General features: G+C 45.9%; 12 protein-coding genes. 5 read left to right on the forward strand and 7 right to left on the reverse strand.

Annotated elements, in window-relative coordinates:
- Positions 1-4 precede the first annotated feature (4 nt).
- From ACH97_RS03520 to ACH97_RS03535, 4 genes are all read right to left on the reverse strand, one after another.
- Positions 5-1,873: an FtsX-like permease family protein gene (locus ACH97_RS03520; protein ID WP_020453448.1), complete on the reverse strand. Its 1,869-nt coding sequence runs from the start codon at positions 1,871-1,873 to the stop codon at positions 5-7.
- The gene (locus ACH97_RS03525) at positions 1,848-2,621 is read right to left on the reverse strand and encodes an ABC transporter ATP-binding protein (protein WP_020453447.1); all 774 of its coding nucleotides are present in this window, start codon (positions 2,619-2,621) and stop codon (positions 1,848-1,850) included. The genes ACH97_RS03520 and ACH97_RS03525 overlap by 26 nt, the downstream gene beginning before the upstream one ends.
- A 406-nt stretch (positions 2,622-3,027) precedes the next feature.
- Complete coding sequence (locus ACH97_RS03530; RefSeq protein WP_023856939.1) at positions 3,028-4,008, reverse strand: sensor histidine kinase; 981 nt, start codon at positions 4,006-4,008, stop codon at positions 3,028-3,030.
- On the reverse strand, positions 4,005-4,694 hold the full coding sequence (locus ACH97_RS03535; RefSeq protein ID WP_020453445.1) for a response regulator transcription factor: 690 nt from the start codon (positions 4,692-4,694) through the stop codon (positions 4,005-4,007). The genes ACH97_RS03530 and ACH97_RS03535 overlap by 4 nt, the downstream gene beginning before the upstream one ends.
- A 205-nt stretch (positions 4,695-4,899) precedes the next feature.
- Between ACH97_RS03535 and ACH97_RS03540 the strand changes: the two genes are divergently transcribed.
- The gene (locus tag ACH97_RS03540) at positions 4,900-5,946 is read left to right on the forward strand and encodes a lactonase family protein (protein WP_020453444.1); all 1,047 of its coding nucleotides are present in this window, start codon (positions 4,900-4,902) and stop codon (positions 5,944-5,946) included.
- An 86-nt stretch (positions 5,947-6,032) separates the two neighbouring features.
- Here ACH97_RS03540 and ACH97_RS03545 read toward each other — a convergent pair whose 3' ends face one another.
- A complete protein-coding gene (locus tag ACH97_RS03545; RefSeq protein WP_020453443.1) occupies positions 6,033-6,380 on the reverse strand; it encodes a helix-turn-helix domain-containing protein in 348 nt (115 codons plus the stop codon).
- 218 nt (positions 6,381-6,598) lie between these two features.
- Here ACH97_RS03545 and ACH97_RS03550 point away from each other — a divergent pair, with 218 nt between their 5' ends.
- From ACH97_RS03550 to ACH97_RS03565, 4 genes are all read left to right on the forward strand, one after another.
- Positions 6,599-7,588, forward strand: a complete 990-nt coding sequence (locus tag ACH97_RS03550; RefSeq protein WP_020453442.1) for an asparaginase — start codon at positions 6,599-6,601, stop codon at positions 7,586-7,588.
- 22 nt (positions 7,589-7,610) lie between these two features.
- The gene (gene aspA, locus ACH97_RS03555) at positions 7,611-9,038 is read left to right on the forward strand and encodes an aspartate ammonia-lyase (RefSeq protein WP_020453441.1); all 1,428 of its coding nucleotides are present in this window, start codon (positions 7,611-7,613) and stop codon (positions 9,036-9,038) included.
- 242 nt (positions 9,039-9,280) lie between these two features.
- Positions 9,281-10,678, forward strand: coding sequence for a Na+/H+ antiporter NhaC (gene nhaC, locus ACH97_RS03560; protein ID WP_020453440.1), 1,398 nt, complete (start codon positions 9,281-9,283; stop codon positions 10,676-10,678).
- 34 nt (positions 10,679-10,712) lie between these two features.
- A complete protein-coding gene (locus tag ACH97_RS03565) occupies positions 10,713-12,044 on the forward strand; it encodes an NAD-dependent malic enzyme (protein WP_020453439.1) in 1,332 nt (443 codons plus the stop codon).
- Positions 12,045-12,061: 17 nt separating this feature from the next.
- On the opposite strand, the gene ACH97_RS03570 is transcribed toward ACH97_RS03565, so the two are convergent.
- On the reverse strand, positions 12,062-12,451 hold the full coding sequence (locus ACH97_RS03570; protein ID WP_023856940.1) for a DUF1259 domain-containing protein: 390 nt from the start codon (positions 12,449-12,451) through the stop codon (positions 12,062-12,064).
- 84 nt (positions 12,452-12,535) lie between these two features.
- A complete protein-coding gene (locus tag ACH97_RS03575) occupies positions 12,536-13,324 on the reverse strand; it encodes a formate/nitrite transporter family protein (RefSeq protein ID WP_020453437.1) in 789 nt (262 codons plus the stop codon).
- Positions 13,325-13,419 lie beyond the last annotated feature (95 nt).

The following is a 13,419-nucleotide window of genomic DNA, read 5'->3' on the forward strand; positions in this document are numbered from 1 at the left end:
TTTATCACCTTAAAAATCCTTTTAATTTTTTCAAATAGCTTTTTCGAATGATCATAAAGAATAATAGTTGGAAGGTCAGAAATCCGCCTATCGTCATCAACACCGGAGCTGCAAAATGACCAAGACTCTGCGCCTCGAGCGTCTTCATCGCAAAATACGTATGAACTGCTGCAAGAGCGAACGGAAAGAAGAACAGGATGGCCAATTGAATCGTCACACTCTGCGACATTTCCTTTTCGCTCAGGCCGATTTTTGCAAGCGACCGATAGCGCTGCTGATCTTCTTCAAGATCGGTAAACAGGCGGAAGTAGAGAAAACTTCCGGATGCCGTAAAAAAGAGAACCGCAATAAAAAGGCCGATAAACAGACTCAGGCTTGGAAGCTGAACAGTTTCAAAATAAGTACTGGCCTTTGCGTCAAATTGAAATCGGATATTGGGAGCTTTTTCTCTAAGATCTTTTTCCAGTGATTGGATCATATCAAGGCTCTCTTTCCAGCGGTTGTAGTTATAGCCATACAATGTGACGAATTCGCCTTGTTTTTTCAGCTTTTCGAAGGTTTTGCCGTTTACGACAACGACGCTGTTTAACAAAATGAGCGGTTTTTTAATACCTTTCACTTTTAGGCGTTCATTTGCCGGCTTCGAATCTTTGTTTAACATGTTCAAGGTCTTGGGAATTTCCGGCTTTTCTTTCGCCTCGATGGCGTTCGGATAATACATCGCCTCGCCGTCTTTCAGTTCGCCGGAATCTGACTTAAAGTGCTTTTGGAATTCGCCTTCAGAGGTCAGGAGCACCCAGGGTCCCTGGCTATAGCTCATATAAATTCCTTTTGTCACTTCCTTTTCATATGAAAAATGTCCGTCCTTCAACTTTTGTTCCATCAGCTTAACGTGTGTCTGTTCCTTTTGGTTCCCGCTGTATAATAAGTACTCTATCTCATATTGAGAATCCAATTTTCCGATGGAAGTCTTGGAAATCACCAATGTGCCAGTGGCGGTAAAGGCGACGGCTGAAATGATGCAAACGAGAAAGAACAGACGGGCATTATCGTTCAGCCGATAGACAAGATCGGATACCCAAAGCACGTTTTTTCCGCGCAAATAAAATGACTTCCGTTTTTTTAAGAGCCGCAGCAGCCAAATGCTGCTTTGGCGAAAGAAGAAATAAGTCCCGATGATCGTCAGAATTAAGATCGTGACGGCTTGGGGAAAATGGATGTCGGCGAACAATACGAGCCAGTAGCCTGAGCCGAGGCAGCCGATGCCGATGACCGAAAAGATAACAGACGGTTTTGGCTCAGGTTTTATTTTCCCTGTGCCTTTGATCAGCTTGGTAACGGTTTTTGATTTAATAAACAAAACCGTAAATTGCGACAGCAAAATAAACAGCATGAGAAAGCAGGCGGCTGTGAGAGCCAGCGCTTTCCAAGGCAGATACAATGGCAAAGCGTCCATTTCCAAAATATAAGCGCCGATCGTAAAAAATGTTTTTGCAAAAACCAGACCGCCGATGATCCCTGTAACGATCGAGAGCACGCCGATGATGATGTTTTCTGCGGTAATCAGCTTCCTCAATTGACCCGGAGCGATTCCCTGGATGGTGAGGATCCCGAATTCCCTGCTTCTCGACTTGAGAAAGGCGTTGACGGAATAAAGCACAAACAGAATGGAAAAGGCGAAAATCATCCATTCAGCCACCGATAATCCCCGCTTTGCAATGGTGTTTAAGTAGCCTTTCTCTAAAGCGGGGTGGAACAAAAGCATCGCAAATGTGAAAAAAACCATCACTGAAAACGCGCTGCTTAAAAAGAAGGCAAGGTAGGCTCTTTTATTCCGGACGACGTTTTTATAAGCGAACTGAAGAAAGGTCATTGGCGTTTCCTCCCAGCATGGACAGCACATTCAGTATCTCTTCATAAAATATTTGGCGGTTGGCGCCGCGGTGGATTTCGTTGAATAATGTTCCGTCTTTAATAAAAATGACGCGCCGGCAATAACTTGCGGCAACAGGGTCATGCGTGACCATCAATATCGTGGCATTGTCGTTTTCATTAAGATGCTGCATCGTTTCCATTACGTCTTTTGACGCCTTCGAATCGAGGTTTCCTGTCGGTTCGTCGGCGAGGATGAGAGCGGGCTGATGAATGACGGCTCTTGCGATGGCCGCCCGCTGCTTTTGTCCGCCGGATACTTCAAACGTCCGTTTATTCAGAAGTTGTTCGATGCCGAGTTTTTCAGCAATCGCCTGAAGTTTATCTTCCATGACGGAAAGCGGTTTATTTTCAAGCGTTAAGGGCAGCATGATATTTTCACCGATCGTCAGCGTATCCAGCAAATTAAAATCCTGGAATACGAATCCGAGCTGTCTGCGGCGAAAGTGGGCAAGCTTGGCCCTCTTCAGATGATGCGGATTTTCTCCGCGAATCAAAATGTCGCCGGAATCGGGGCGGTCAATCGTCGAAATGATATTGAGAAGCGTCGTTTTTCCGGAGCCGGACGGCCCCATGATCGCCGTGAACTCACTGCCCTCGACATTGAATGAAATATCTTTTAAAGCCTGATGAGAGACTTGTCCTTTATATGTTTTATTGATGTTTTTAACGATCAGCATGTCTGTCATGATATCCTCCTTTTGCGGTGCTTTTTAGGGGTGCCCGCTTCCAATATGTTGCGATTCTTCACATCCACTCCAGTGCCCATTCGGAATGCTGAATGGCCGGTGTGCAGAAGCAAAGTATGGCGGGCCTCGTTTTTTGTTCAGCGCGTCGATAATGACGAACAAAAAGGAAAAGATCATGTAGAAGCGCTGAACAAGTGACGTTTATTTGGGCGATCAGATGGCTGAGGGTCCGCCTGCCCTGAAGTCGATCATAAAAATGATTCCGCATAAAGCGTATCATCGATTGTGTCGATTCTTTTCATAAACTTGGATTGCAAATAAAAAATCCTCCTTGCCACGTTTGTTTGTGTAAACAAATCATATCAAGGAGGATATGGATGAGCTATGCGGTTTTATTAAAGAAGACTTACATTTTTGTAAGGAACGAAAATTGCACAGTCGTTCCTTTCCCTTCTTCTGAAGCGATGCTCACATCATGATTGAGCTTTTCCGCAATCTCTTTTACAAGGTAGAGGCCGATGCCCGTTGATTCCTGAAAGCGTCGTCCGTTTTCCCCGGTGTAATAAGGCTCAAATACCCTTTTCAAATCTTGTGAAGGAATTCCGACTCCGTAATCTTTGATTTCCAGGATGATGCGTTCGCCATTACGGAATAGCGTCATATCGATGCGTTCGCTTTTTCCTGACGAATACTTCACAGCGTTGGTGATAACCTGGCCAACGGCAAACTTGAGCCATTTGCGATCGGAGTAAATAACGGCGTCTTCAGCGGGAACCTGTTTATTTGGATAGACCCGATGCTGTATAAAATAGCGTTTATAGCGCTGAATCTGAGAATGAAGCAGCTCGCCAAGTGACACGGCTTCAATTTTAAAATCCTTTTCAAACAGGTCAAGCCTTGATGAATAGAGGAGTGTTTCCAGTCCGTATTCAATCTGCTGGACTTCTTTTTTGATTTGTTTAAAAACGGGTTCGTCCTCTTCCTGGATGATCAGATTGATGACGGAAAGCGGTGTTTTCACCTGATGCACCCATTGATTCATGTAGGTTACCCTGTCTTCCAGCTTGGACTCCATCTCATGTATTTTGCGGTGGTGGAGCCGGCTCAGCTCCATATGTTTTTCATAGAGCTCTGAGCAAAATTCAGCCGTCCCCAAAAAAGGAATTTCTGTATCTTTTTGTTCTGAGCCGAGCCACTGGTAGACTCTGTGTTCTTCATACCATTTGTACGAAAGATAAAGCGCCAGCGCCAAAAGCTGAACGCCGAGAATGTAAAAAAGGTGGGTGAAAGTCTGCATGCCGGCAAACCAATAGTAAAAAAACACGAATCCGCCCTGAAAAAGAAACAGAAGAATGAGAACGGCATGGTTTTTTAGGAACAGCTTCATGATTTCGCCCTCAGCTGATACCCTTCGCCCCGCACTGATTCAACTGAGAAGGGCACGTCCATGCTTCGCAATTTTTTGCGAATCCTTGTAATATAGACATTTAACGTGTTTTCATCTATAAATGTATCGGTTTCCCATGTCTTCTCCATCAACCGGTCTCTGCTTGTCACTTTTTCTCCTCTTTCAAGCAGCACTTCCAAGAGTTTGCTTTCCTTTTTTGAAAGCTCGAGCTTCTCATCCCGGCAGCGCAGCTCAAATCGTTCGACAAACAGCTGAACGCCTTCAAATTCAATCACTTTTTCTCCTTGCTTAACGGCGTATTCTCCAAATGCCCTGCGAATTTGGCCTTTAATTTTAGCGAGCACCACTTCATAGGAAAAAGGCTTTTCTATATAATCATCGCCGCCGTTTTCAATCGCCATGACCTGATCCATTTCTCCGCTTCTCGCTGAAATGAAAATGATCGGACAAGTCGAATGCTGGCGGATTTGCCGGCACCAGTAGTACCCGTCGTATGCCGGCAGATTGATGTCAAGCAATATCAGATCGGGCTTCTCTTGGAGAAACATTTCAAGGATAGAGGTGAAATCAGTAGCTGCAACAGTTTCGTATCCGTATTTTTCTAAATGATCGCATAAAAGCTTCCGAATGTCTTCGCTGTCCTCGACAATCATGATTTTCGTCATTTTGAACACTCCTATGAACAAGTCTCCGCTGCCGAAAATGAGCGATTCCATTATAAAAGCGGCAGTGAAGGTCTCTTAAGTTAAGAATATCATAAAAAATTTTTTTTCATGTGAGCGCTTAAGGTTTTTGCATACCAGATCATGATAATTCAGTTTCTGTGAGTTAAAATAGGAATGGACGACTGTCAAAAAAGGAGAGGATCAAATGGCAAAATACAGAGGCTATATCGGAACATATACAAAAGCAGACAGCGAAGGGATTTATACATTTGAGCTTGATACGGAAAAAAAGGCGTTAAGCACGCCAAAGCCGGCAGCAAAGCTGGGCAGTCCGACATATTTGAATATCGCCAAAGACAATGAAATGCTCTATGCAGTGGTCAAAGACGGCGATAATGGCGGGGTTGCCGCATACCGTGTTGACGGCTCCACAGGAGAGCTGACTTTCGTCAACCAGCAGGCCGGGGAAGGACCATCGCCTTGCCACGTCAGCGTCGATCAGAATAACCGCTATGTTCTGTCCGCCAATTACCACAACGGGACGATCATGGCATACCCTTTAAATGAAAGCCGCGGCTTGCTTGAGCCTTCAGCAAAAGTGCAGCATGAGGGAACAGGACCGCATGAGAGGCAGGAAAAAGCGCATACTCATTATTCCGGATTCACACCTGATGAGAAGTATGCAGTAGCCGTCGATCTCGGTACGGATCATATCATTACGTATCAATTGAAAGAGGACCGGCTTGAAGCGGTGAAAAAACACGCAACTGCACCGGGGTCAGGGCCGAGGCATATTGAGTTCCATCCGCAGGAAAAGTATGCGTATGTATTAACGGAGCTGAGCAATGAAGTCATCGTGTTGGAATACAATCCTGATTTGGGTGAATTCAGGGAGATTCAAGTCATTTCGGCATTGCCGGAAGGGTTTGACGGTGCAAGCCAGGGCGGCGCCATCCATGTCACTAAAGACGGCAAATTTGTATACGCTTCAAACCGCGGACACGACAGCATCGCCGTCTTCAGCATCAACGAGTATTCGGGCGAACTTTCCCTGGTTGAACACGTATCAACTGAAGGGGAATGGCCGCGCGACTTTGAGATTGATCCTTCAGAACAATTTTTAATCGCTTCCAACCAGGAAACAGGGACATTGACATTGTTTGAAAGAGACCGGACAACGGGCCGGCTGACGCATTTGCAGTCCGGAGTTCCTGCTCCTGAAGCGGTTTGTGTGAAATTTTTACATCAATAAAAGCAAAAAAACTTGACTGGCTAAAAAGGCCAGTCAAGTTTTTTTCTTTTTATAACACTTGCAGCATGCGGTTAACCGCTGTCATTTTACCCCGCATCCAGCTCTTTTTTGACCTTGATAAACGCAACCATCTGCTTGATTTCTTCTTCGGAAAGAAGCGTCCCGTCGACTGCCAGCTTGAGCTTATCCCATTCCGTCAGTTCAATGGCTTCGTTTTTAGCCTTTTCATCCCGGGGATCGTCAACTCTGCCAAGCAAAAAATCAGTGGAAGTATTGAATAAATCAGCGATTTCGATAAGCGCCTCTAAAGAAGGGCGGCGGTAGCCCGATTCATAGCCCGCGTAAGTGCTTTTCGCAATACCGAGGCGGTCGGCAGTATATTGCAATGACCATTTTTTATTTTTTCTCAGTGTTGTTAATCGATCTAAATTCATATCTTACGCTCCTTTTAATACACAGTGATTATAGCACATTATCAGCAAAAGTGTACGCGAAATGAATAAAGTTTCTTGATTATTTCACATTTGAGGACTATAATTGCATTGAAGGTACGCATAAAGCGTATACATTCCTGATGTATCAAGCCTTCTTCGTAAAAACAAAACATGCTTTATACTGTATAAAACAACTACTTCTTAAAGAGGTGTAGCACATGAAAAAGTTACTGCTGTTGACCACCGGCGGGACCATCGCTTCAGTAGAAGGCGAAAACGGACTGGCTCCGGGGGTTAAAGCGGAAGAGCTTCTCAACTATTTATCTGATGACCATTCTAATTATACGATAGATTGCCAATCTTTAATGGATATAGACAGCACCAACATGCAGCCTGAACATTGGGTGATGATGGCTGAGGCTGTATATGAGAATTACAGCAGCTACGACGGATTTGTGATCACGCACGGAACCGATACGATGGCCTACACCTCGGCGGCGCTTTCATACATGCTGCAGAATATTGATAAGCCTGTTGCGATTACAGGTTCCCAAGTTCCGATTACATTTAAGAAAACGGATGCGAAAAAAAATATTAAAGATGCGGTCCGCTTCGCGTGCGACGGTATCGGCGGAGTTTACGTCGTCTTTGACGGCCGCGTCATTTTAGGCACGAGAGCGATCAAATTAAGAACAAAAAGCTACGATGCATTTGAAAGCATCAATTATCCTTACGTTGCTTTCATTCATGACAAGGAGATCGAGTATAACAAACGGGTTCCCGAAGTGAAGCCAGGCGCTTTGAAACTCGATACCTCCTTAAATACCGATGTTTGTCTGGTGAAGCTTCATCCCGGATTAAAGCCTGAGTTTTTTGATTGTCTGAAAGGTTCATATAAAGGTATTGTGATTGAGAGCTACGGAAGCGGCGGCATTCCTTTTGAGAAAAGAAACATTTTAGAAAAAGTGAACGAGCTGATCGATTCCGGAGTAGTCGTAGCTATTACGACACAATGCCTTGAAGAAGGAGAGGATATGAGCATTTACGAGGTCGGCCGCAAGGTAAACCAAGATGCCATCATCCGCTCGAGGAATATGAACACCGAAGCGATCGTTCCGAAGCTGATGTGGGCACTAGGAAAAACCGGACAACAAGCTGAAGTCAAAAAGATTATGGAAACGCCAATTGCAGACGATATCATCATCTAAAAAAAGAAAGCAGGGTTAAAAAATGAAAACTGAAATGACATACCGGACGGAAAAGGATTTTCTCGGAGAAAAAAAGATTCCGGCCGATGTCTACTACGGTATTCAGACATTGCGGGCAGCGGAGAACTTTCCAATTACAGGATATAAAATCCACGAAGAAATGATCAAAGCGCTGGCAGTGGTGAAAAAAGCGGCCGCGCTTGCCAACATGGAGACAAAACGTCTTTATAAAGGCCTTGGAGATGCCATTGTCCAAGCCGCTGATGAGATCCTTGAAGGAAAGCTGCACGATCAATTCATCGTTGATCCGATTCAAGGCGGCGCAGGAACTTCAATGAATATGAACGCGAACGAAGTCATCGGAAACCGTGCACTTGAACTGCTCGGCCACAACAAAGGCGAGTATATTCACCTGAGTCCGAATACGCACGTCAACATGTCTCAATCGACAAACGACGTATTCCCGACGGCGATTCACATTTCAACGCTCAAGCAGCTGGAAAAGCTGCTGGACACAATGGAATACATGCTTGACGCGTTTAAGAAAAAAGCGCGCGACTTTGACCACGTCATTAAAATGGGCCGCACACATCTTCAAGACGCAGTGCCGATCCGCCTTGGGCAGGAATTTGAAGCTTACAGCCGCGTGATTGAACGCGACATCAAACGGATTAAACAATCGCGTCAGCATCTGTATGAAGTCAATATGGGCGCTACCGCGGTTGGAACGGGATTGAACGCGGATCCGCGCTATATTGAAAATGTTGTCAAGCACTTGGCTGAGATCAGCGGTCTTCCGCTAGTCGGCGCTGACCATCTGGTGGATGCGACGCAAAATACGGACGCGTACACTGAAGTTTCGGCTGCATTAAAAGTATGCATGATGAACATGTCGAAAATCGCCAACGACCTTCGGTTGATGGCATCAGGTCCGCGTGCAGGACTTGCTGAGATTTCTCTTCCGGCAAGACAGCCGGGTTCATCCATCATGCCGGGGAAAGTCAATCCGGTTATGGCCGAGCTGATCAACCAAATCGCATTCCAAGTCATCGGAAACGACAATACGATTTGTCTCGCTTCTGAAGCCGGACAGCTCGAACTGAATGTGATGGAGCCAGTGCTCGTCTTTAATCTCCTGCAGTCCATCAGCATCATGAACAACGGATTCCGTTCGTTTACCGATCACTGTGTAGCAGGAATCGAAGCGAATGAAAAACGCTTAAAGGCATATGTAGAAAAAAGCGCAGGCGTCATTACTGCGGTCAACCCGCATCTTGGCTACGAAGCAGCTGCAAGAATTGCAAGAGAAGCGATTTTAACAGGGCAATCCGTCCGCGATCTCTGTCTTCAAAACGATGTGTTGACAGAAGAAGAGCTTGATCTGATTTTGAATCCTTATGAAATGACAAAACCGGGGATTGCCGGGGCTGAACTTTTAAATCGGGATTAAGCTGAAAAAACAGTACGCGAAAACACTCTGAAGCATTTTACCGGGATAGAAACACAGAGTGTTTTCGCTTTCCTTCAATAACTTTATGAAGAGAAAGGACAACAGCGGTGAAGTGGTACCGCGTCAGCCTTTTTCGTGGTATACTGTTCGTTGTTAGTTAAATTTTTAAGAAAAAATTGAAGCAGATTGCTATTTTTATGTAGCTTATTTTGAAAGCGTTTCAATAATAAGGGGGATTTAGGTTGAAAACAGCACGGTTGCCATCAATGTTGGAAATCATTTGTGTATTAGGTGCATTTTTAGCGATAGTTTGTTCATTTACAGTCAAATTTGATCTGCCGATTCAGCTGGCATTGTTTATTTCATGGTTTTTAGTGATTTTGCTCGGTCTGCGCCTGGGGCACCGGTATGAAGATTTGCAAAAATCGATTACAAACGGAATTTCAAACGGACTCGAAGCGATATTGATCCTGATTGCCGTCGGCGCTCTGATCGGTACATGGATAGCCGGCGGTGTTGTGCCGACTTTGATTTATTACGGGCTTGAGTTTATCCATCCGAGCATATTCCTGCTTGCCACGCTCATTATTTGTTCGATCACCTCTGTGGCCACAGGTACGTCTTGGGGTACTGTAGGAACGGCCGGGATCGCCATGATGGCAATCGGTGAAGGGCTGGGGCTACCGCTTCCGCTTGTAGCCGGAGCCGTGCTGTCCGGCGCCTATTTCGGAGATAAATTATCACCGCTTTCCGATAGTACAGTGCTTGCGTCATCCCTTTCAAAGGTCGAAGTGATTACCCATGTCAGAGCGATGTTGTATTTGTCGGTTCCCGCCTATTTGATCACGGCGGTGTTGTTCACCATTACCGGATTTATTTACGGTAGTAAAAATGTCGATTTGCAGAAAGTCGAATTTTTGAAAACTTCTTTGCAAAACACGTTTGATATTCATATTTGGATGCTTGTTCCGGCTGTTATCGTTATCGTTCTTTTGGCCATGAGAAAGCCGTCTGTGCCGACGATCGCGATCGGCGCACTTTTGGGGGCGATCTGGGCTGCGGTCTTCCAAGGCATGAATTTTGCGGATGCACTTGGTACGGCATACAACGGCTTTTCCATCGACACCGGGATCAAATTTATGGACGAGCTCTTAAACCGCGGAGGAATTCAAGGCATGCTCGGTTCGGTCGTCGTTATCATTCTCGGTCTGGGCTTTGGCGGCCTTTTGGAGCACTTAGGCGTTCTAAAAGTGATCGTGTCCAAATTCCAGCAAAAGCTGACTTCTGCCGGCAACGTCACATTCTCGACGATTATCGTCGCTTTCCTGGCGAATGTGTTCGGCTGCGCGATGTACGTCTCGCTCATTTTAACACCGAAAATTATGGAGAAAAGCTATGACAAGCTCGGAATTGACCGGAGGGTGCTCTCCAGAAACGCGGAAGTCGGCGGTACGATGACGTCAGGCATGGTGCCGTGGTCAGACAACGGTATATATATGGCGGGGATTCTCGGCGTGTCAACCTTCTCTTATCTGCCGTTCATGTGGCTGAGCTTTGTTTCAATCGGCCTTGCGATTTTGTACGGATACACAGGTAAATTTATTTGGTACACCGATAAAAAAGACTCGCCGGTTCAGTAGCCGATTTTAAAACAATTGATGGAGGTATTCTGTTATGAATGGCAACAATATTATTCGGAATTTGATGCTGGAAATCCCTTCAGCACCAGGAAACCTTGGAAAGGTGACAACGGCGATCGGCCTTGCCGGCGGTGATATCGGAGAGGTTGAAACGATCAAGGTGGGGCCGAATTATACGATGCGGAACATTACGGTTCAAGTTGAGCATGAAGAACAGCTTACCGAGATCCTTGAAGTGATCCGCAACTTAAAAGAAGGCATCCATCTTCATACCGTTTCAGACGACGTACTGGCTGCCCATGAAGGCGGCAAGATCCGCGTGAAAAGCAAGATGCCGATCCGCTCGCTCGCTGATCTGCGGCGGGTGTATACGCCGGGTGTCGCGAATGTGTGCGAGCTTATTAAAGAAGAGCCGCAAAAAGCGAATATCTATACAGGCATCGGCAATTCGGTTGCAATTGTAACGGACGGTACGGCCATCCTAGGCTTGGGAGACATTGGGCCTGTGGCGGGAATGCCTGTTATGGAAGGGAAGGCCGCGCTTTTCGACCAGCTTGCAGACATCAGCGGAGTTCCGATTCTGCTTGATACGAATGATCCTGACGAAATCGTGCGGACGGTTAAAAACATTGCGCCCGGATTTAGCGGTATTTTGCTTGAAGACATCGGTTCACCGCATTGTTTTGAAATCGAAGAGCGCCTGAAAAACGACCTGAATATTCCGGTCATGCATGACGACCAGCACGGTACTGCGGTGGTGACACTGGCGGCCGCCATTTCAGCCGCCAAGAGTGCAGGGGTCGATCTGAAGCAGGCCCATGTCGGCCAAATCGGCCTGGGTGCGGCAGGGGTCGCGATCTGCAGAATGTTTATGGCATATGGGGTAAAACGTGTCATCGGAACGGATAAATCGCTTGAGGCGATGGCGCGTTTAGAGAACTATGGCGGCCATGCGGCTGAAAGCATCGAAGAATTGATGGAAAGCTGCGATATCATCGTCGCGACAACCGGCGTTCCGGGATTGATCAATAAGAAATGGGTTCGGGAAGGCCAGGTGATTTTGGCTCTGTCCAATCCGAAGCCGGAGATTGAGCCTGAGGATGCGCTTGAGGCCGGGGCAGCCTACGCTGCGGATGGACGGTCTGTCAACAATGTGCTGGGGTTCCCCGGTATTTTCAGGGGCGTGTTAAATGCCGGAGCGGAATCGATCAGCCACCCAATGCTGGTCGCGGCCGCCGAAGCGATCGCATCCTGCACAAAACAAGGCGATCTTGTGCCTGATCCGCTGAATCCTGATGTTCACGAGATTGTGGCCAAAGCAGTCGAAAGGGTCGCACTTTCAGAAATGGGAAAAATGAACGGATAAAGAAAACAGCTGCTGCTTTATCGCAATACGGATAAAGCGGCAGCTGTTTTTCTTGCGAATGTTAACGGCGGTTCTACAGATTGAAAATGAATATATAAAATATTCGGTTTTGTAAAAATCCAATGATTGTGGAGAGCGCTGATGATGATGCCTTGATCGACAAGCTTTTTTGTAAACAACGGAATTTCTTCAGGCAAAATGGCAACTTCGGCCATATTCAAGGCGATTCCGTTTTGATCGAGCGACTCGAACATGACTTCTTCCATGCCGACTCCACGGCTTGGCCTTCCTTGAATCGTGACGCGCAAATTCCGTTTGATGCTGACAGAACAGACACCGTGTTCAATGTGCGGCTCCCAATTTAAAATATGTCCAAACTGCTGGCAAAGCGAATGAAAACTTTGCATCTGCTGAACCTCCATTTTTAAAGTTACCACGATTTTATGAAGGGAACCTGCATATTTAGAATCCTTTAAAAATGGACAATCTTTTTATTTGATGATTTCTTCACCGCCCGGCTTGTTTGCATAGTGGTACATGAAGCCCATCATAAACGCGCCTCCGATCAGGTTCCCGAGGGTTACCGGAATCAAGTTATGGATTGCGCCTGCAATCGAAATCGTATCCGGATGCTCGGTGACCAGAGAGACGGCAAAAGTGGCCATGTTCGCGATGCTGTGTTCATAACCGGAAATAAAGAAAGTAAAAACAAACAGCATCATAGAGAACATTTTCGCTCCGTCTCCTTTTTGCGCCATCGGAACAAAGAACGCAAGGCAGACTAGCCAGTTACACAAAATCGCTTTGAAAAACAATTCGGTCACCGGCGTATTCATTTTATGTTCCGCCACGCTAAGTATAAAGCCGGTGGAAGAAGGATCCTTAAATAAACCGGTCGCAAAGATGAGGCCTGCGAAAAACACGGCGCCCATTAAATTTCCTGCATAGCTGAACATCCACAGCTTGATAACAGCGGGCCAACGCATTTTTTTACGAAGCGCAGCCAATGTATAATAAAATGTATTTCCCGTAAATAAATCTCCTCCGCCATAGACGATCAGAATGATGGCGCCCCCGAATGTGATTGCTGCAATTGGATATGTGAACGGAGAATGTTCAACATAAAATAGATTCCCCGTTTTAAACGCTACAATGACTCCGAACCCGATAAACATACTGGCCAGCATAGCTCGTAAAAGATAACGAAGCGGGCTTTGCATAAAGATGCTTTGCTTTTTTAAGGCAAGCTCTTCGACTAGAACAAGTGATTTTGATTCCATGTTTTCCACCACCATCAAGTGTTTACTTAAGAAGTATCTATCATAAATACAAACTAAGTATAGCAGGATATTGTGAAACATTTCACAAATTTTGT

The organism is Bacillus paralicheniformis, from assembly GCF_001042485.2.
GTDB lineage: Bacteria > Bacillota > Bacilli > Bacillales > Bacillaceae > Bacillus > Bacillus paralicheniformis.